Annotated in this window: 23 protein-coding genes; 21 read left to right on the top strand and 2 right to left on the bottom strand. The window is 38.6% G+C overall.

Features of this window, described 5'->3' with window-relative positions; all coding sequences use genetic code 11:
• Positions 1 to 46 precede the first annotated feature (46 nt).
• From CHU_RS18360 to CHU_RS18390, 7 genes are all read left to right on the top strand, one after another.
• Entirely contained in the window at positions 47 to 415 is a 369-nt protein-coding gene (locus CHU_RS18360; protein ID WP_011587117.1) for a helix-turn-helix domain-containing protein, read from the top strand.
• A complete protein-coding gene (locus tag CHU_RS18365) occupies positions 409 to 1,701 on the top strand; it encodes a type II toxin-antitoxin system HipA family toxin (RefSeq protein WP_011587118.1) in 1,293 nt (430 codons plus the stop codon). The genes CHU_RS18360 and CHU_RS18365 overlap by 7 nt, the downstream gene beginning before the upstream one ends.
• Positions 1,702 to 1,758: 57 nt before the next feature.
• Complete coding sequence (locus tag CHU_RS18370) at positions 1,759 to 2,109, top strand: hypothetical protein (protein ID WP_011587119.1); 351 nt, start codon at positions 1,759 to 1,761, stop codon at positions 2,107 to 2,109.
• A gap of 28 nt (positions 2,110 to 2,137) precedes the next feature.
• Entirely contained in the window at positions 2,138 to 2,599 is a 462-nt protein-coding gene (locus tag CHU_RS18375; protein WP_011587120.1) for an SRPBCC domain-containing protein, read from the top strand.
• Positions 2,600 to 2,636: 37 nt separating this feature from the next.
• Positions 2,637 to 4,874 carry a beta-glucosidase BglX gene (gene bglX, locus CHU_RS18380; protein WP_011587121.1) on the top strand — a complete coding sequence of 746 codons (2,238 nt, stop codon included), beginning with the start codon at positions 2,637 to 2,639 and terminating at the stop codon, positions 4,872 to 4,874.
• An 11-nt stretch (positions 4,875 to 4,885) separates the two neighbouring features.
• A complete protein-coding gene (locus CHU_RS18385) occupies positions 4,886 to 5,233 on the top strand; it encodes a tRNA-binding protein (protein ID WP_011587122.1) in 348 nt (115 codons plus the stop codon).
• Between the two features lie 67 nt (positions 5,234 to 5,300).
• On the top strand, positions 5,301 to 6,254 hold the full coding sequence (locus CHU_RS18390) for a hypothetical protein (RefSeq protein WP_011587123.1): 954 nt from the start codon (positions 5,301 to 5,303) through the stop codon (positions 6,252 to 6,254).
• A gap of 154 nt (positions 6,255 to 6,408) precedes the next feature.
• On the opposite strand, the gene CHU_RS18395 is transcribed toward CHU_RS18390, so the two are convergent.
• Complete coding sequence (locus CHU_RS18395) at positions 6,409 to 7,374, bottom strand: GlxA family transcriptional regulator (protein ID WP_011587124.1); 966 nt, start codon at positions 7,372 to 7,374, stop codon at positions 6,409 to 6,411.
• Between the two features lie 115 nt (positions 7,375 to 7,489).
• On the opposite strand from CHU_RS18395, the gene CHU_RS18400 reads away from it, so the two are divergent.
• From CHU_RS18400 to CHU_RS18460, 13 genes are all read left to right on the top strand, one after another.
• On the top strand, positions 7,490 to 7,825 hold the full coding sequence (locus CHU_RS18400; RefSeq protein WP_011587125.1) for a nuclear transport factor 2 family protein: 336 nt from the start codon (positions 7,490 to 7,492) through the stop codon (positions 7,823 to 7,825).
• A gap of 31 nt (positions 7,826 to 7,856) precedes the next feature.
• Positions 7,857 to 8,270 carry an SRPBCC family protein gene (locus tag CHU_RS18405; protein ID WP_011587126.1) on the top strand — a complete coding sequence of 138 codons (414 nt, stop codon included), beginning with the start codon at positions 7,857 to 7,859 and terminating at the stop codon, positions 8,268 to 8,270.
• A gap of 23 nt (positions 8,271 to 8,293) precedes the next feature.
• Positions 8,294 to 8,824, top strand: coding sequence for an SRPBCC family protein (locus CHU_RS18410; protein ID WP_011587127.1), 531 nt, complete (start codon positions 8,294 to 8,296; stop codon positions 8,822 to 8,824).
• A gap of 30 nt (positions 8,825 to 8,854) precedes the next feature.
• On the top strand, positions 8,855 to 9,379 hold the full coding sequence (locus CHU_RS18415; protein ID WP_011587128.1) for an SRPBCC family protein: 525 nt from the start codon (positions 8,855 to 8,857) through the stop codon (positions 9,377 to 9,379).
• A gap of 1 nt (position 9,380) precedes the next feature.
• Entirely contained in the window at positions 9,381 to 9,599 is a 219-nt protein-coding gene (locus CHU_RS18420) for a hypothetical protein (protein ID WP_011587129.1), read from the top strand.
• Positions 9,600 to 9,723: 124 nt separating this feature from the next.
• Positions 9,724 to 10,599: a UbiA family prenyltransferase gene (locus CHU_RS18425; protein ID WP_011587130.1), complete on the top strand. Its 876-nt coding sequence runs from the start codon at positions 9,724 to 9,726 to the stop codon at positions 10,597 to 10,599.
• A gap of 10 nt (positions 10,600 to 10,609) precedes the next feature.
• Complete coding sequence (locus CHU_RS18430) at positions 10,610 to 11,698, top strand: type III polyketide synthase (RefSeq protein WP_011587131.1); 1,089 nt, start codon at positions 10,610 to 10,612, stop codon at positions 11,696 to 11,698.
• On the top strand, positions 11,691 to 12,383 hold the full coding sequence (locus tag CHU_RS18435; RefSeq protein WP_011587132.1) for a methyltransferase domain-containing protein: 693 nt from the start codon (positions 11,691 to 11,693) through the stop codon (positions 12,381 to 12,383). Before CHU_RS18430 ends, CHU_RS18435 begins: the two co-directional genes overlap by 8 nt.
• Complete coding sequence (locus CHU_RS18440; protein WP_011587133.1) at positions 12,370 to 13,503, top strand: NAD(P)/FAD-dependent oxidoreductase; 1,134 nt, start codon at positions 12,370 to 12,372, stop codon at positions 13,501 to 13,503. The genes CHU_RS18435 and CHU_RS18440 overlap by 14 nt, the downstream gene beginning before the upstream one ends.
• Before the next feature lie 47 nt (positions 13,504 to 13,550).
• The gene (locus tag CHU_RS18445; RefSeq protein ID WP_011587134.1) at positions 13,551 to 14,324 is read left to right on the top strand and encodes a helix-turn-helix domain-containing protein; all 774 of its coding nucleotides are present in this window, start codon (positions 13,551 to 13,553) and stop codon (positions 14,322 to 14,324) included.
• A gap of 81 nt (positions 14,325 to 14,405) precedes the next feature.
• A complete protein-coding gene (locus tag CHU_RS18450) occupies positions 14,406 to 14,795 on the top strand; it encodes a DUF1398 domain-containing protein (protein WP_011587135.1) in 390 nt (129 codons plus the stop codon).
• 113 nt (positions 14,796 to 14,908) lie between these two features.
• Positions 14,909 to 15,757: a methylated-DNA--[protein]-cysteine S-methyltransferase gene (locus CHU_RS18455; protein WP_011587136.1), complete on the top strand. Its 849-nt coding sequence runs from the start codon at positions 14,909 to 14,911 to the stop codon at positions 15,755 to 15,757.
• Complete coding sequence (locus CHU_RS18460) at positions 15,757 to 16,359, top strand: alpha-ketoglutarate-dependent dioxygenase AlkB family protein (RefSeq protein WP_011587137.1); 603 nt, start codon at positions 15,757 to 15,759, stop codon at positions 16,357 to 16,359. The genes CHU_RS18455 and CHU_RS18460 overlap by 1 nt, the downstream gene beginning before the upstream one ends.
• A gap of 18 nt (positions 16,360 to 16,377) precedes the next feature.
• Here the strand turns inward: CHU_RS18460 and CHU_RS19640 are convergent, their stop codons facing one another.
• Positions 16,378 to 16,551, bottom strand: coding sequence for a hypothetical protein (locus tag CHU_RS19640; RefSeq protein WP_011587138.1), 174 nt, complete (start codon positions 16,549 to 16,551; stop codon positions 16,378 to 16,380).
• Positions 16,552 to 17,163: 612 nt separating this feature from the next.
• Between CHU_RS19640 and CHU_RS18465 the strand changes: the two genes are divergently transcribed.
• Positions 17,164 to 19,554, top strand: coding sequence for a M6 family metalloprotease domain-containing protein (locus CHU_RS18465; protein WP_081428671.1), 2,391 nt, complete (start codon positions 17,164 to 17,166; stop codon positions 19,552 to 19,554).
• Positions 19,555 to 19,697 lie beyond the last annotated feature (143 nt).

The following is a 19,697-nucleotide window of genomic DNA, read 5'->3' on the forward strand; positions in this document are numbered from 1 at the left end:
CTTTTTCGAATAAATGCATATATTTGTTGTATAAAGACAACAATAAATGTCTTTTATTTATATTATGTCGTATATAAGCAACATAAATAATTGGTATGTGCTGAGTGATACAGCCATTATTGAACAATTGGGAAAAGAGCTTAAACGCATGCGTCTAAAAAATAATCTTACCCAGCAGGAACTAGCAAACCGTTCGGGTTTATTCCGCAGTACCATCAGTGAAATCGAAAACGGACGTGTGGGGAGTCTGTTAAGTTTGATTCAATTGCTGCGTGCATTGGATAAGCTGGAACTGTTAGATGCTTTTGTAATAAAAGAAGAACTCAGTCCGTTGCTGGTTGCCGAACAGCAGGCGAAGCTGCGCAAGCGTGCATCAAACAAACGCAAACCTGATAAACCAGAAAGCGAATGGTAGTAGCAAGCGTTGTGTTATGGGGCAAACATGTTGGTGCGGTGTTATGGAACTACGACAAGGGTTATGCAACGTTTGAATTTGAAGCAGGCTTTTTAAAGTCAGGTCTGGATGTTGCACCTCTAACAATGCCGTTAGCAAATGTCAGCAAAGGAGAAATTTTTCAGTTCGCGCAATTACCGAAAGAGACATTTCATGGGTTGCCTGGCCTATTGTCAGATGCATTGCCTGATCGTTTCGGGAATCAGCTGATTGATTTGTGGCTGGCATCGCAGGGGCGTGATAAAGCAAGTATGAGTCCTGTCGAACGGCTGTGTTACCTGGGGACGCGTGGCATGGGCGCGCTGGAATTTGAACCGACCGTACGCAACGAAAAAGAACCTTCAAAAGGATTAGAAATCGGCGCGCTGGTAGAGTTATCAAAAAAAGCGCTGTCGATGAAAGCTTCCTTAGACAGTCACTTTTCAAAGGAAGATGCAGAGACATTTGCAGACATTATAAAAGTAGGAACCTCGGCCGGTGGGGCACGTGCCAAGGCTGTGATTGCCTATAACGAGCAGACCGGTGAAGTGCGCTCCGGACAATTGCATTCGCCTGCAGGCTTTGAGCATTGGCTGATCAAGTTTGATGGTGTAACAAATGAACAGCTCGGTGATCCGAAAGGGTATGGAAGGATTGAATACGCGTATTACAAGATGGCTATTGATGCCGATATTATAATGATGCCAAGCCTGTTGCTGGAAGAGGGTGGCCGCGCACATTTTATGACCAAGCGGTTTGACCGCATTGTCAACAATGAAAAGCTGCACATGCAGACCTTATGCGGCTTGTGTCATTTTGATTATAACAATCCGGAAGCCTATGCATATGAACAGGCATTTCAGGCCATGCGCCAGTTACGCTTGCCCTATACCGATGCGGAACAATTGTACATACGTATGGTATTTAATGTAGTGGCGCGCAACCAGGACGATCATACAAAGAACATCTCCTTTTTAATGGACAAAACGGGAAACTGGAGTTTATCGCCGGCCTATGACGTAAGCTATGCATACAACCCGGAAAATAAGTGGATCGCCAAACATCAGTTAGCGGTAAATGGTAAGCGGGAAAATATTATGCGTGAAGATCTGTTATCGGTTGCGAAACAGATGAACATTAAAAAGCCGAAAGAGATCATTGAAAAAATAACAGCGGTAGTAAGTAATTGGGAAGGATATGCACAGGAAGCAGGTGTTCCCAAGAATCAAATTACGGCATTGGGCAAAACACATTTGCTGAAAATGTAAGATAGGTAAGATTGAAATTCTATATATTCACATTACATTGAATAAATTACAACATATATGAAAAATATAATCGTACTGACAGTTTTATTTATTTCCTCAGCTTTTGTGTCCATTAAGTCATCTGCACAGACAGGAAGTGAAGGATTTTTAATTATCAAAACATTTGAATCGATCGACATGCGGTTGAATAAAATAATTGTAACGGAGAAAGGAAAGAAAATAGAGGAAATAGATTTGTCGCGTACAAATGCATTGGTTGCAGCCGAGTCAAACCAGATATTAATTAACAATATGCAGGATAAATATAAAGGGAAAGGATATAAGTTGGTTGTTGTTTCATCCGGTTCGCAAATAATAGGCTCGCCAACAGATGTATTAATGACAACATATGTTTTTGAGAGGCAATAATCTGTTTATGTTTTAACAATAATATCTTATGCAACCACAAAAAAACGTAACCAATAAAATCGCTATCCATGCAACTACTGCCACTGTTTGGGATGCATTGGTGAATCCGGCAAAAACAAAAGTATACATGTTCGGGTGTGAAACCGTTTCTGACTGGAAAGTGGGCAGCGAATTATTATGGCGTGGACAGCATGAAGGCGAGGACATGGTTTTTGTTAAAGGAAAAATCCTTGCGATCAAGCCGAACAAGCTTCTTACTTATACCGTGATTGATCCGTTCGCCTCTTACCCCGACATTCCCGAAAATTACCTGAACGTTACCTATAAGTTAGAGGAACAAGGACCGGATACCATTTTAACGGTTACACAGGATGGCTTTGAAAGTGCCGCTGATGGTGAGAAGCGCTACCAGGATGTAAACAACAAGGGCGAAGGTTGGAACCCGATTCTGGTTCAGATTAAAGCACTGGTTGAAAGTATACAAAATTAAAGCGCACGGTATATAGACACCCTAAAACAATCCATATATGAAGCATCTGTATTTTTTCACCGGAATATTTTTTCTTTCTGTTACCTGCGTTGCGCAAACAGACAGCATCGAAAATAAAATTCATGCCTTGGTTAAAAAAATGAGCCTGGACGAGAAGATCGGACAGACATGCCTGAAAGGAACCTCAAGCAGAAGCAAGGGTTTGTCGGAAGAGTTAAAAGAGCAGGTGCGCAAAGGACTGGTTGGCGCTATTCTGAATCTTACGGATACAGCGCTTGTGTTGCAGATTCAGCGGATTGCAGTGGAAGAAAGTCCGAACCACATCCCGTTGTTATTTGGCCGCGATGTGATCCATGGGTATAAAACAATTTTTCCTATTCCCCTTGGCCTGGCGGCAAGCTGGGATTCAGTGCTTGTAGAAAAGACAGCCATGATTGCTGCACAGGAGTCGTATTCAAGATGCATCAACTGGACATTCGCACCCATGGTCGATATCTGCCGTGATGCGCGCTGGGGAAGGATTGCAGAGTCGCCGGGAGAAGATCCGTACCTGGCGTCTGTTCTTGCACGCGCGTACATCAACGGTTTTCAGGGCAACAATCCTGCTCAACCGGGCCGTATTCTTGCGTGTTCCAAACATTTTGCCGCTTACGGTGCTGCCGAAGGCGGGAGAGATTACAATACCGTAAGCATGTCCCGGAGTACCTTGTGGAACATGTATCTGAAGCCATTCCATGCTTCCGTACAGGCAGGAGCTGCTACCTTCATGACTTCCTTCAATGATCTTAACGGTGTTCCTGCTTCAGGTAATGCATATTTATTAAAAGACGTATTGCGGAACCAATGGAAGTTTCCAGGGTTTGTAGTAAGCGACTGGAATTCGGTAACGGAGATGATTACGCACGGATATTGTACCGATGAAAAAGATGCAGCCCTGAAAGCCTTCTCAGCCGGGCTTGATATGGAAATGACGAGTCAGGCATATGCGCATCATTTAAAAACACTTATTGCTGAAAAAAAAATTACGGAACAGCAACTGGATGAACTGGTAAAAAATATTCTGCGGATAAAATTATACGCAGGTATTTTTGAAAATCCATATTTTAAAGAAAAAGAAAAATTTACATTGCTGGATTCAGCAGCACTGACGCTTGCAAAAAAATCGGCCGTTAAAAGTTTTGTACTGTTAAAGAATCACAACAATACCTTGCCGCTTGCAGCAACTAAAAAAATAGCCGTTATTGGTCCGCTGGCCGAAGCACCTAAAGAACAGTTAGGCACCTGGATTTTTGATGGAGACAAGACCAATTCACAAACACCGTTAGCGGCATTGAAAAAAATGTATGGTGCGGAAAATATAAAATATGTACAAGGTTTAACCCATAGCCGCGACGAATCTCATGATGATTTTAACGCTGCTTATAAGGCGGCAAAGAAGTCGGATGTAGTCTTGTTTTTTGCAGGTGAAGAAGCAATTCTTTCGGGCGAGGCACATTCGCGGGCTGATATCCGCTTACCCGGTGCACAGGAAAGATTAATCCGTAAACTACATAAAGCAGGCAAGCCGATTGTGTTGGTTATTATGGCCGGCCGGCCGATTACAATTGAACATATACTGCCCAATGTTTCTGCCGTAGTAATGGCCTGGCATCCCGGTACCATGGCGGGACCCGCGCTTGCAGATGTATTGAGCGGAAAAGAAAATTTCTCCGGAAGGCTTCCTGTTACCTGGCCCAAAACAGTAGGGCAGATTCCCATTTATTATAATCACACAAATACCGGCCGGCCGGCCGATTCCGTTTCGTTTGTTGGTATAAAAGATATTCCGATTGAAGCGTGGCAAAGTTCACTGGGCAACAACTCACATTACCTGGATGCTGGATATACACCGCAATACCCATTCGGATATGGCTTGTCGTACACAAAATTTGTTTGTACAAACAGTTCCATCGAAAAAAATACACTTACAGTTAAAGATAGTTTGATTGTAACACTGTCGGTTTCAAATGCAGGTAGCCGCAGTGGTATAGAAACAATACAGCTATATGTGCAGGATGTAACAGCAAGTCTGGTGAGGCCGGTTAGAGAGTTGAAAGCATTTGCTCAGGTTGAATTAAAGGCTGGAGAAACAAAAACAGTTCGGTTTGCAGTAGCAGTATCGGAGTTGGGTTTTTATAACAATGAAGGCATTTATGTTATTGAACCCGGAGCCTTTAATCTGTGGGTCGCACAAGATGCTGCAGGCGGCATGAAACAATCCTTTGAAATAAAATAACATATCGCAACATGAGCGAGTCAATAAACAATCTTTCCTGGCAGGACTTTGAAAAAGTAGATATCCGTGTCGGTACAATTACACAGGCAGAAATATTTTCAGAAGCAAAAAAGCCGGCCTACAAACTATACATAGATTTTGGTCCGTTGGGAATTAAAAAAACATCGGCACAAATCACTGTACTTTATTCAACCGAAGAGCTGATTGGTAAACAGGTTGTAGCCGTTGTAAATTTTCCACCAAAACAAATTGCAAACATACAAAGCGAATGCCTGATCCTGGGCGCCATTGGTGGTAATAAAGAAATCACGCTATTATCCCTGGATAAAGGAGTTGAGAATGGATTGAGAATCGGATAAACGTGTTTATCAACCTTTAAAAAAGTAATGCGTATAGTTAACAATACATCAAGCAAATTGCGTTTCAATGCCAACACTTTGGAAAAAGGAAGACATACGATTAAAAATCAAATATTATTTGATTCCTCAGGCACTTGTTTCGTTGTTCATTACGCTTTATCCATTTTTTATAGGTAATTTTTTCAGACAAGCATATGTAATTACAAATTGGGAGTTGTTAAATCAGAATATAGTATTTCAGACGATTTTTATTATAACCGGAACACTTGTAATCGCTTATTTTGCTTACGCTAAAACAGGTATTTTTTTATTCGATTTTTATCAGAAAAAATGGGGACAGCGAAGTTCGTTTTTTATTTTACCCTTATTCATAGGTGCAATATGTTCCTTTGCGATACATACACATATCGATCATGCAAAAATCAGAAGCTATTCAATTACCAGCATAAATGAATTAAGAAATATTCATGACTCAACGGAAGTTTATACCATCGGATATTATAATATTTTATACGATGAATATTTTTACACGGAGCGTATAGAGGATGTAAATATAGGAACCTCTAAGCATCATCAGTATGTAACAGAAGTAAATACCTATGCAGTTTGTCCGGTGTTGGTAAATTTTTCAACAGAATATGATTTGAAGAAACAAAAAGTATGGATTGGTTTTAATGTTTGTAAAAGATTTAATTTTAGACATAACTATCAAGATCCATTAATTAAAGATGCAGCGTATGAAAATTTAACAAAAATTCATTCTCAAAAAGATGTTACATATTTCACAGAAACGTCTAATAAAATTTATGCGGATCTGATAAAAGAAAAGTTAAGTAACAATTCCATTCCATATACAGATCCAATAATTCTTGAAGCGCATTATGAACCATATGTCCCATATGATGGGTATGCATATGCGCTCAGTGCATTATATTTTTATTTAGGTGCTAACGCGTTTTTAACTATTGTTGCTATGACAAAATATGTTGATCAGAGTAAGAAAGAAAAACGGATAAAATAAGCAATGTTGCCAGTGTCGGATAAAGTGGGAATGGATTGGGAATCGGTTGAAGAGCAAATTCCAAAAACAAATAACAAAAAAACAAACGAATTAAATATACATTAAATCAAATCCATTTGGAATTTGTGTTTTGTTATTTAGAATTTCAACCAAGCTATTTGTTATACTTATTCCTGTAATCCACCGGCGACATACCTGCTACCTTTTTAAACACATCTCTAAACGCTTTCACATCGGTATAGCCAACGTCGTACATCACTTCGTTCACCGTTTTCCGGCCGGATTCCAATTGCTTTTTAGCTGCTTCAATTTTTACACGCTGAATGTATTCAATAACTGTATTTGTGGTTGCTTTTTTGAATCGCCGCTCAAACGTTCTGCGCCCTATACCAAATTTTTCTGCCAGTTCGTCAACGGTTATTTTTTCTGCAAAATGTTTTTCAATAAATTCCTGCGCTTTAATGATCGGCAGGTCGTCGTGATCTTTTTGTCCTTTAAACATGACAAACTGCGACTGCGTATTGCGATCCATTTCAAGCAAAAAAAATTTCGATGCCATAATGGCCATTTCGCGGTTGGTATATTTTTCTACCAGATATAACAGCAGGTTCCAGTATGAGGTAGCACCGCCGCTGGAATAGATGCCATTCTGATCGGTGATAATCTTATCATCCGTAAGCGTAACGTCAGGAAACATGGTCCGGAATTCATTCGCAAACAACCAGTGCGTGGAACAGCTCTTACCTTTTAATATACCCGTTGAAGCAAGCAGGAATGCACCGACACATAAGCTCGCAACTTCTGTACCTTTTTTATAGTGCTCTGTGATCCATGGCAGGTAAGCGCTGTTCTTTTTTATTGCCTCCTGCATATTACCGCTTAAGGCTGGGATAATGATGAGATCTGTTTTTTTTATATCTTTTATTGTCGCATCTGTATGAATAGAAATGAGCCCATCCTGAAGGGTTACTTCTTTATTCAGCCCCACAAGGTTTACTGAAAAGGCCGGTTGCAACTCAGCAATCTTTAAAAAGTCGTTTATGGCACTGAACATATACCGCGGATCTACAATAGCAGCAGGCACAGCAGTTTCAAGAACTAAAATAGACACGTGTTTCATGCTGTAAAGTAAGCCAAAAGATTTGTCGTAATCAACCCGTCAGTTTGTCGTTTTTGCACGATCTTTAGTAGGATATTACACTTACATTTGTATTATCCAAAACGCATACGAATACATGGAAACAACACATTATTCAATAGCCCAACATTTTTCCAGCGGAGATTTTCCGGCAGTTTACGCTTGTTTTAATGATATAATAGAATGGAATATTATTGGAAATCAGGTAGTGAAAGGAAAGGCTGATGTAATTGATTTCTGCAATAAAATGTTACCAGAAATGAAAGGTGCTGTATTAACAAATGATAATGTGATTCAGAATGAAAATCAGATTGTAATTGAAGGGAAATGTCGTTATTTTGATGCGGAAGGAAAAGAAGCGTTCGTAAGTTATTGTGACATTTACCGGTTTGAAAACGATACAATAAAAACAATTACTTCTTATTGCATATAAATAAATTTTAAAACATAAATGATAACGATACATGGGAAATAAAATAACTGTTGAAGTAACAGTATACGCGGCAATCGAAAAAGTATGGAAATACTGGAACGAACCTGCACACATCATGAAGTGGTGCCAGGCATCGCCGGAATGGCATGTGCCTGCTGCCCAAAATGACTTAAAAGCGGGCGGTACATTTACAACAACAATGGCAGCAAAAGACGGCAGCATGAGTTTTGATTTTGGCGGGGTGTATGATCAGGTAAAAACAAATGATCTGATCGAATATACGATAGGCGATGGAAGAAAAGTACGAATTGTTTTTACGCATACAGGAGATACAACAAACATTGTTGAAAGTTTTGATCCGGAAGAAACCAATCCAAGAGAGCTGCAGCAAAGTGGCTGGCAGGCAATTTTAAATAGTTTTAAATCATATACTGAAAATAATTAATTCTAACCTAACCTTTTTTCGACATGAAAATTCTTAAGAAAATTTTAATCGGTCTTGCCGTATTCATTGCATTACTATTGCTTATAGCAGTATTTATTCCGACAACCTATACCGTATCTGTATCAACGACTATTCATAAACCGCAGCAGGAAGTATATGACTATGTTAAACAGATTAAAAATCAGGAAAACTACAGCATCTGGGTAATGCAGGATACAAATGTAGTAATGACGTATACAGGTACAGATGGCACGGTTGGCTTTATTGCAAACTGGAATAGCAAAGATGATAATGTTGGGGAAGGCGAACAGGAGATCACGAAAGTTGATGGGGAACGTGTAGATGTGGACCTGCGTTTCAAACGCCCGTTTGAAGGACAATCCAAAGCAGCAACAATTGTGAAAGCAGTCTCTGCGAATGAAACACAGGTAACGAGTGAGTTTTACGGACATAATCCATACCCTACAAACTTAATGTGTTTTGTTGGAAAAATGTTTATCAAAGACGCACAAACGCAGAATATGGCCAACCTGAAAGCCATTCTGGAAAAATAATAGTACAGTACTTCATTAAAAGCAACGTATATGTTAGCATACATAGCATACAGTATCGGCGGATTACTGGCAGTTATTGTATTAATCGCACTGGTTATCAAAAAGGATTATGTAATTGTATCTGAAGTTGTAATTAATAAGCCAAAGGATGAAGTTTTTAATTACATTATTCAGCTGAAAAATCAACGGTATTATAACAAATGGATAATGGCTGATCCTGACGTAAAGCTTAGCTATGCGGGTGTTGACGCAACCGTAGGATTTATTTCTGCCTGGGAAACAAATAATGCCGGAAAAGGAGAACAGGAAATTACAGCCATTAAAAACGGAGAAAGCTGTGATGTAGAACTGCGTTTTGAAAAACCATTTAAAGGAGTGAGCTATTATAAAGCAGTAACGGAATCGGTTTCAGCATCACAGACAAAAGTGCGTACCACATTCAATACGCGAACAGAATTTCCAATGAGCGCAATGATTCCCTTTTTGAAAATAATGCTGACAAAGGATATGCATGAAAATGCCAGGAATTTAAAAACTGTTATTGAAAAACAATAAAATGATTGTAGAGGTTTTTAAAACGAATGTATTAAATAAAGAGGTTGCTGACAAAATTGTTAGCGACCTTTCTATCGAAATGCCTCAATCAAAAATAAATTTTGACCTTAGCGATTGCGATAAAATTTTGCGTATTGAAAGCCGTACCGAAATTCATATTGAACGTGTTACCCAACATATGATCAGCTGGGGATATAAATGCGAGATACTGGAGGCTTAATTTTTTGGAATAATTTTCTATTTTTCATATACATTTCAAAAATTCCTGATGAGAATGTGCCTGCAATCACATTAAATAACGTATCTTATGTATTCAAAAATACTCTTTTTTGAAATGTATATGAATGACACAGTTAATTGATAAAAATACCTTAAAATTATTACGGGTACCTTTTTCTCTTTTTTTAATGCCCTTATTTTTATTGGCATTAAGCCAGTCTGGTGTCTATATTTTAAGCGTGTATGTACTTATATCATTCTTTATTATCCACTTTCTGGTTTATCCATCAAGCAATGGGTATAACAGTTATATAGACAAAGATGAAGACAGCATTGGCGGTCTGGAAAAACCTCCTATGCCAACTAAAAAATTATATTATCTCACCCTTGTACTGGATGTACTTGCACTACTGCTGGCATACTTCCTTGTCAGTCCGTTGTTTGCTTTGTGTATACTTATGTATATGCTGGCTTCAAGAGCTTACAGTTCAAAAGAGATCCGGTTAAAAAAGTATCCTTACATTGGTTTTCTGGTAGTAGTTTTTTTTCAAGGCGCATTTACATATTATACCTGCTATGCAGGTATAACCGGCCATGCCTTGGAGCTGAATAAACCTGCGTTGTTTTTGTTGCTGGCTGGTTCCTTCCAGATTGCAGGGGCGTATCCGTTAACGCAGATCTATCAGCATCAACAAGACCTGAGAGATGGTGTTATAACGATAAGCTATAAGCTTGGATATGCCGGAACATTTATTTTTACCGGAATAATGTTTACAATCACAAATGTGTGCTATTTTATCTATTTCAATCTGACAGGAAAATTAAACAATTTCTATCTCGTGCAGATTTTCTTTATTCCCATTGTCGCTTATTATATATATTGGTTCGTAAAAGTTCTTCAGGATACAAAAGCTGCCAATTTTAAACATACCATGTACATGAATCTTGTTGCAGCAATCTGTATGAACAGCTGCTTTCTTGTATTATACAGCATTAATTAAAAATTGAACCGTGAGTTATATTGCAGCGATAGAAACGAGTGTGCCGGAGCATATGCATACACAAAAAGAGTTTACAACCTTTTATGCAAATTCCACAGAGGATGTTGACGTTCAGCGGAAGATTAAAATTATTGCTTCTAAAACAGGAATTGAAAAGCGGTATTCGGTGCTAAAGGATTTTAATGCTCAGCCGGAAGATTTTGAATTTTTTCCAAAGGATGCTTCATTACTTCCAGAACCCGGATTGTCAAAACGTATGGAGATCTTTAACAAAGAAGCTCTTCAGCTTTCCATTAAAACAATATCAAAGATTCCGGAATTCGATCATATTAAAAATACAATCACGCACCTGATCACCGTAACGTGTACCGGTTTATTTGCACCGGGTCTGGATATACAGTTGATCCAGGCATTAGCATTGAAGCCGTCCATTAACAGAAGCAGCATTAATTTTATGGGTTGTAATGCCGCCATACTTGCGTTGAAGCAGGCGGATGTTATCTGTAAGGCAAATGGAAATGCAAACGTACTAATTGTATGCACGGAATTATGTTCGATCCATTTTCAAAAAGATTATTCGGATGACTATATTATCTCAAATCAGTTGTTCGGAGATGGTTGTGCTGCTGTACTTGTAACGGCTGATCCGGTAGCATATGCAACGGATCAATTAGTTAAAATAAATGAATTTCACTCCTTGCTTTTACATAAAGGCTATAATGATATGGCCTGGCAGTTATCGGAAACAGGTTTTAGAATGAATTTGACAACGTATGTGTCAGACCTGATCAATGGCAATATTAAACAGATGCTTGCAGACATAAATGTTGATGCGAATGCCATTAATTTTTGGGCCGTACATCCCGGAGGCAGAAAAATTATTGATGGCTTTTGTGAGGCATTGCGATTAGATAAAGGTCAGCTGGAAGCTTCTTATGATGTATTAAAAAATTACGGAAATATGTCTTCCCCGACAATCCTTTTTGTATTGAAACAGGTGCTTGATGGAAACAAAGAATCTGCAAAAGGCAAATCCCTATTGACAGCTGCGTTTGGGCCAGGATTGAGTATAGAAACGCTTACGCTGGTATATGCTTAAATTCAGGAGTCATACAAAAGAATTACTGGATGGAGACGCAATTCCTGAAAAGGATTTGTTTCAAAATCTGAAAGAATTAGACACTATAAATAAATTGCTTGGCGGATATAAGATCAGCTTGTCTGCCATTGATGAACTGATTAAAAATGCTGCTGCATATAAGCTTGTAGATATAGGCTGTGGCGGAGGTGATACATTAAAATATATGTATCACTGGGCCAAAAGAACGGATAAAAATCTTTCATTGGTTGGCATTGATATTAAACCGGTTTGTATTGAATATGCAAAAACAAATACAGCTGATTTGCCTATTCAGTATATCTGCGATGATTATAAACAGGCGTTTAATCATATTGAAAAAATTGATTTTATTCACGCGTGTTTATTTTGTCATCACCTTTCAGAAGAACAACTTGTAGAACTGATTCAGTTTGCTTTAATAAATAAAACAACATTGGTTGTGAATGATCTTGAACGCAATCCGATCGCATATTATTCCATCAAATGGCTGACAGCAATTTTTTCTCATTCGTATCTGGTGAAAAATGATGCGCCGCTTTCTGTTGCACGCGGATTTAAAAAGAAAGAATGGGAAGCGCTTCTGAAAAAGGCAGGAGCTGCAACGTATTCGGTTAAAAATAAATGGGCATTCCGCCATCAGGTGATTGTTTATGGAAATCAATAACAAACCCTATAAATGTGCTGTTATCGGAGGCGGTGTTGCAGGTCTAAGCCTTGCTATTCAGCTTGCGGACCATGGTCTGGATGTTATTGTATTTGAAAAGAATACGTATCCGTTTCATAAAGTCTGCGGCGAATATATTTCAATGGAAAGCTGGAATTTTTTGCTTTCATTGGGTTTGCCGCTGACAGAAATGCATCTTCCGCATATAAAACAACTAGGTATTTCTTCTGAAAAAGGCTTTATGCTTCAGGCACCGTTAGCATTGGGCGGCTTTGGAATAAGCCGTTTTACACTGGATCAGCAATTGTATTTTTTAGCAAAGGCAAAGGGCGTCCGGGTTATTGAAAATTGCAGAGTAACACATGTTACAAACGATGCTGATCAGATAACATGCATCACAACATCTGCCGGAATATTTACTGCAGAAATTGTTTGCGGCAGTTATGGAAAATATACACCCGCGTTTGCCAAAAATGAAACCAATTCAAAAAAGGAAGTTATAAATTACATAGGCGTTAAATATCATATTAAAACTGATTTCCCAAATAATAAAATTGAATTGCATAATTTTGAAGGCGGTTACTGCGGTATTTCAAAAGTTGAAAACAATACATATTGTTTGTGTTATTTATCTGCTTCAGATCAATTGAAGCAGGCAGATAATGATATAAAAATCCTGGAAGAAACTATATTGTTTCGGAATAAATACCTGAAACAAATTTTTACGGAATCGAAATTTTTGTTTCAGCAGCCTGTTGTTACCAGCAATGTTACCTTTCATAAAAAAAATACATATGTAAACGGCATTTTCTTAGTAGGTGATGCTGCCGGTTCGATAACACCGCTCTGCGGAAACGGCATGAGCATGGGCTTACGCGGATCATTTATTCTGGCGCAACTGTTGATTTCCTTTTATAAAACAAACAGCCGTAAAAAACCGCTGATTGCCGCATATCAGCATGAATGGAATAAACAGTTTAATACACGCATACAAACAGGATATTATCTTCAACACCTGTTTGGCAAAAAAAACACAACACATCTTGTTTTGAAAACACTGGATAAACTTCCGGGGCTTACTCAAAAAATTATTGGACTTACGCACGGGAAACCGTTTTGATTTATATATTTAATCATACTATAGTTACGTTATCGGATACATAATCAATGGCTGGATTTTCAGTATACATACCTTGTGATGCATTAAAGCCATTTGTTAAAAGTCTGGCTATTTCAGAAAATGAACACGAACAGGTTTATAAAGTAATTCCGGATACAGCCCTTGTTTTAGGTTTTCAATACAAAGGAAAACTGGCGTATCTAGATGGGTCAAATGAATTGCCGCTGGCACGTTCGGGTGTAAGCGGACTGAGTGATCACTATAAAATATTTAAAAACTCGGCGGGTATTGGTACCGTGCTGGTTTTCTTTACAGAAACCGGAGCAGCGCATTTTTTCAAACAGCCGTTGCATGAATTATTCAGGGAAAGTATTTCACTGGATAACTTTATGTTTCAATCCGAATTGTTGATTCTGGAAGCACAGCTGGGTGAATCGAAAACAGACCTTGAGCGGATCTCCGTTGTAGAACGGTTTTTACTTTCAAAAATCCGTAGTATTGAACCGGATAAACTAGTATTGGCAGCCCTTGCACTTATTCATAAAAGCAAAGGCATGATCCGTATCACAGAATTGATGGCGCAGTTACACATCAGTCAAAGCCCGTTGGAAAAGAGATTCAGGCAGGCAGTAGGCGCATCACCTAAAAAGTTTTCTTCCATTGTGCGGCTAAAACATGCTATTCAGCAGCAGACGCATTCAAACTCCCTTACTGAATTAAGTTACGAACTGGGCTTTTACGATCAGGCACATTTTATCAAAGAGTTCAAAAAATTTACCGGAGATACACCAGAGATTTTTTTTTCTTCTCAAAATTCGTAAAAACGATTTTTTACAATTCGGGCAAGAGATCTTTTCAAATATTTGTATCAGAAATGTATCAGATATCAAACAACTACTTATATGTTTACACTTGAACAGATTAAAGCGGCACATGCCAAAGTAAAAAGCGGCGCAGATTTTCCTTCATATATTCAGGAACTTATAGGCTTAGGCCTGAAGCAATATACGCAGTTTGTAAGCGACGGGCATACAATTTATTCCGGAACGGATAATGTTACCATTCAGTCAGAAGCAAAATATCCGGCATTTACTATCGCTGAGAAGGCAGACAAAGCAAAACTAAAACAGGATCTGGGGATACACCAGCAGGGCGGCACGAATTACATGACATTTTGTGAACAGGCAGCAGCTGCAGGTGTTGAAACATGGATTGTTGATATGCACAACATGACCTGTATATATTATGATAAAAGCGGAAATGAGATGCTTGCGGAAAACATCCCTGCATAGATAATGAAAATTAGCCGCTCCGCCGCTTCGTAGCGGCTAATAAAAATGTCAGCAAGTTTCAGATTTTATTATCGTTAAAAACTGAATACTTTTGTGTGTAAAGTATCAGTAGAATGAACGAACAGGAACAGACCAATTACAGCCGTATAGCAGAAGCGATTGAATACATCCGGGCGCACTATAAAGAACAGCCGGGTCTTGATGAAGTTGCAGAGAAAGTTCATTTAAGTCCGTTTCATTTTCAACGGATATTTACAGAATGGGCAGGTATAAGTCCGAAAAAATTTTTACAATATATAAGCATTCAGCATGCAAAAGAATTATTAAATCAGTCGCAGCCAACGTTGTTTGATATTGCAGATACTGTTGGTTTGTCTAGTACAAGCAGGCTGCATGACTTGTTCATAAAAATAGAAGGTATGACGCCGGGCGAATATAAAAACAGCGGTGAAAATCTTTCTATTCAGTATAGTTTTTCAGATACACCGTTCGGAAAAATACTGGTAGCTTCTACATCTAGTGGAATCTGTCAGTTAACATTTATTGAAAGTGAACAGGACGGACTTACGCGTCTGCAGTCTGTTTTTTCAAATGCCAGCTATACACATGCTGTAAATGAAATGCATGAAAATGCGCTGCGTATTTTTTCAATGGATTGGTCGAAGCTGAAACAGATAAAACTGCATTTGAAAGGAACAGATTTTCAATTAAAAGTCTGGGAAGCATTATTAAAAATTCCTGTGGGTACATTAACAACCTATGGAGATATTGCTTCAAAAATTTATAAGCCTTCAGCTTCCAGAGCCGTAGGGACAGCAATTGGCAGTAATCCGATCGCGTTTTTAATTCCGTGTCACCGGGTGATACAGACAAGCGGAAATATTGGAGGGTATATGTGGGGGCCAACAAGAAAGACTGCCATAATAGGTTGGGAAGCAGCTAAAATTGAGGGCACGAAATAATGGACCTTTTTAATCAAGACCCGACGGCAAATCTCTTGCCCTTTGATGGCATTGTTCAGTATTATGGTCCGGTTATGAAGCGTGATACGGCCGATCACTATTTAAATACATTACTGCAGGATATTGAATGGAAAAATGATGAAGCTATTATTTATGGCAAACATATTATCACCAAACGTAAAGTTGCGTGGTACGGAGATCGTGCTTTTTCTTATACCTATTCAAATACAACCAAACAGGCATTGATATGGACAAAAGAATTGCTTGAACTGAAGCAGTTAGTTGAAAAACTAACCGGCGACACATTTAATTCCTGCTTGTTGAATTTGTATCATACTGGAGAGGAAGGAATGGCCTGGCATAGCGACGATGAAAAATCATTGGGCTTAAATACCTGTATTGCATCGCTAAGTTTTGGTGCTGAACGGAAATTTTCTTTAAAACATAAAACAACCGGCGATACAGTTATTCAAATGTTGCAACACGGAAGTTTGCTGGTAATGAAAGGCGCAACACAAACCAATTGGCTGCATTGCCTGCCTAAAACTAAAAAAGTACTTTTGCCGCGTGTGAATCTTACGTTCCGGACAATTATTAAATAATGCAGGGGAACAGACTGATTAAGCAACAATTTCATCAAATCCTTCTTCCGGAGATTTTAATGTTACGTTAAAAAACCCAACAACACGTATTGCTGTCTGGACTCCAAAGGTGCTGTAGTAAAGCAGCTGGTCAAATTCGGAATGCTCTCTTGAATTTGGGATGAATTTCTTACAGGTATTTATACAATTCAATTATATACATAGATAATACAACAGAAATTATTCGCGTTGTGAAGATCTGATTTTTATAACGCAATAACAGATAACAAAAATCATTACGTAGCTGGAATGGTTTTTAAAGTCCGGATAACAACTGTTATCCGGACTTTTTATTATTTGCTCAGCCATTAAATAAGTTGTTTGACGCCGGTTATCCTTTCAATGCAACCATTCAATCATTATACATTTTTATACGTGTACGATTAAATATTTTTGTTTAGAAAGTTCGACAAAGCGTACGTTCAATCTCAGGATTATTACATTCAGTTTAAACCAAACCCAGTTAGAAAATGAAAAACCAGCATTTCACGTAACACAGTCAGAAATGTTTTTCTTTGACGGTTACAAACCATCTGCACCGTAAGATTTATCCTTTGTTAACTAATGAAATCTCTTTTAGCAAAATATATAATCTTATAAAGAATCGTTTTAATGCATTCAATAATCAAAAACAGACATTTGTTATTGTAACACAATCTGTTTAGTATTAAAACGATATGTCTACCGGTATTGTATTCTTTTTAATAACAATCTTTTCAATCGTTTTTACAGCAGTATTAAATTTCAACTTAAGCATTTTACATTATGAAAAAACTAATATCTAAAATGAGGAGTGTTTCGCTTACCTGCATTATTTTCATGTTCGTATTCTCCCTCTCTGTGCAGGCATCTTACATGAAGGATGTACCTGTTAAAGTAAAGCAACCTGATGGAACAGAGTTAACGTGTCTGGCAACGGGTAATGAATTTCACAACTGGCTTCACGACGCAAAAAATTTCACTATTATAAAAAATCCTGTTACGGGATATTATGTGTATGCAATTTTAGTGAATGGAAAATTAGCACCGTCAGCATTTATTGCTGGCAAAACCGATCCGGCTTCAAAAGGTATTTTACCGGGTGTCAATCTGAGTGAAACCGAAGTAGCTAAAAAGACACAGGAACTGAAAGCTCAAAAAGCAATTCCTCAGTCAAACCTGAGAACTGCTGCAGCAGCTCCTGTACGCCCGGCTACAGGTATCTATAACAACCTTGTTATATTTATCAGCTTCAGCGATCAGGCAGAAATTTCAACGCCGCTTTCGCAGATTACACCAAAATTTAATACATTAGGAATAAATTCTGTGCGTGATTTTTACAAAGAAGTTTCAAACAGTCAGCTGGATGTGGTAACAAGTTTTTATCCGGTTTCTTCAGGAACATATCCGATCTCGTATCACGATTCTCATCCAAGAAGTTATTATACAAAAGATGCGCCGGATGGGTACAACAATACAAGTCCGGATTTAACAACACGCGAGCATACCTTATTGGCAAATGCAGTAAGAGCTGTGCAAAATCAGGTGCCGGCAAACTTATTGATCGATGGGGATAATGATGGAAACATAGACAATATTGTTTTTGTAATCAATGGATACAATGAAGGCTGGTCAGATCTGTTATGGCCGCACCGTTGGTCATTGTTCTCTGAAACAGTTTCCATTAATGGGAAAAGAGCATACGACTATAATGTTATTTTTACAGAAGCATTAGGCGTTGGTGTGATCTGTCACGAATTGTTCCATTCTTTTGGCGCACCGGATCTATACCATTATACCGATTATCCGCATGATCCGGTGGGTGATTGGGATTTAATGGCAAGCGGCGACTGGAATACACCAAGACATATGACCGTACATTTTAAACAACGTTATGCGCATTGGGTCGCCAGCGTACCAACACTTACTGCAGCAGGAAGATATAGCCTGGCTCCGTTGTCACGTTCTCCTTATGCAGCTTACAGAATCAACCTGCCTGATACAGATCAGTTCTTAATGTTAGAATACAGAAAAAAAGAAGGCCGCTATGAATCCGCACTAAGCGGACAGGAAGGTTTAATCATCTATAGAGTCAATCCGAATATTGAAGGGAATGCAAATAATGGTCCGGAAGAATTATATATCTTCAGACCGGATGGAACAAACAGTGTAAATGGAAGTTTGTATCAGGCAGCCTTTTCTCAAACAAACAGCAGGACACGTTTCGATGATTATACCAATCCGGCATGTTTTCTTACAGACGGAACACCGGGAGGCTTACCTGCTTTTTATGGCATTACAAATGTATCTGTACTGGGTGATGTTATAAGCTTTGATTATATGGGTGGAGATACAGGAAATAAACTTCCTGTTGTTCAAATTACAAATCCTAAAAGCACATCAACACTTACTGCTCCGGCATCGTTTGTAATTGTTGCCAATGCAAGTGACGCAGATGGAAGTATTGCAAAGGTAGAATTTTTCAACGGAACAACATTATTAGGAACAGTTACTTCAATACCATATAGCTTCTACTGGCAAAATGTTGCAGCAGGTACCTATACAATAATTGCTAAAGCTACAGATAATGGAGGTGCAACCGCTACTACATCTGTAACAATAACAGTACAGCCAGGTGCTTCACTGGAAGATATTATCGGAAATGCATGCGGACAGAATGGCGGCACGGCTACATATAGCCTGAATGCCTCTAACCGTACAAATGCTACCGGATATAACTGGTGGTATACAGGAAACAAGCAATCCTTAACACCTGTTGTGAATCAGCCTTATAACGCAGTAATGACATATGGTTCGGCGTTCTCCGGTGGTCAGTTGTGTGTAGGTGTAAACTATAGTGCTGCTCCGTGGTACAAACAATTCTGTAAAAATCTTTCTGCTTGTCCATCAAACATTAATGCGTTCAGAGTAGATGAAACAGAACAAACCACAACAGTAGTTTCGCCAAACCCATCTGTTGAAAGCTTTACAATAACGTTGAAAAAGCCATCGGCGTTGATCACGATAATGGATTCAAAAGGTACGGCTGTAAAACAACTGTCTGGTGCGGAAGGAACGGTTGAATTTGGCAATGATCTGCTTACAGGAATTTATATGCTTTCTGTTGTGTATACAGATAACACAACAGAAAATATTCGCGTGGTGAAAATAAAATAAACGCCTTTTCAAACAGTAAACAATACATTTTGTATTAAGTTAAAGTCCCGGCAGCAGGTTGTTGCCGGGACTTTTTTATTCTCATTTAAACCCACTTGATTTAATAAAACAAAATGATGAACTTATAGGAATTAAAAGTCTCT

Origin of the sequence: Cytophaga hutchinsonii ATCC 33406, assembly GCF_000014145.1 — a bacterium.
GTDB classification, from domain to species: Bacteria; Bacteroidota; Bacteroidia; order Cytophagales; family Cytophagaceae; genus Cytophaga; species Cytophaga hutchinsonii.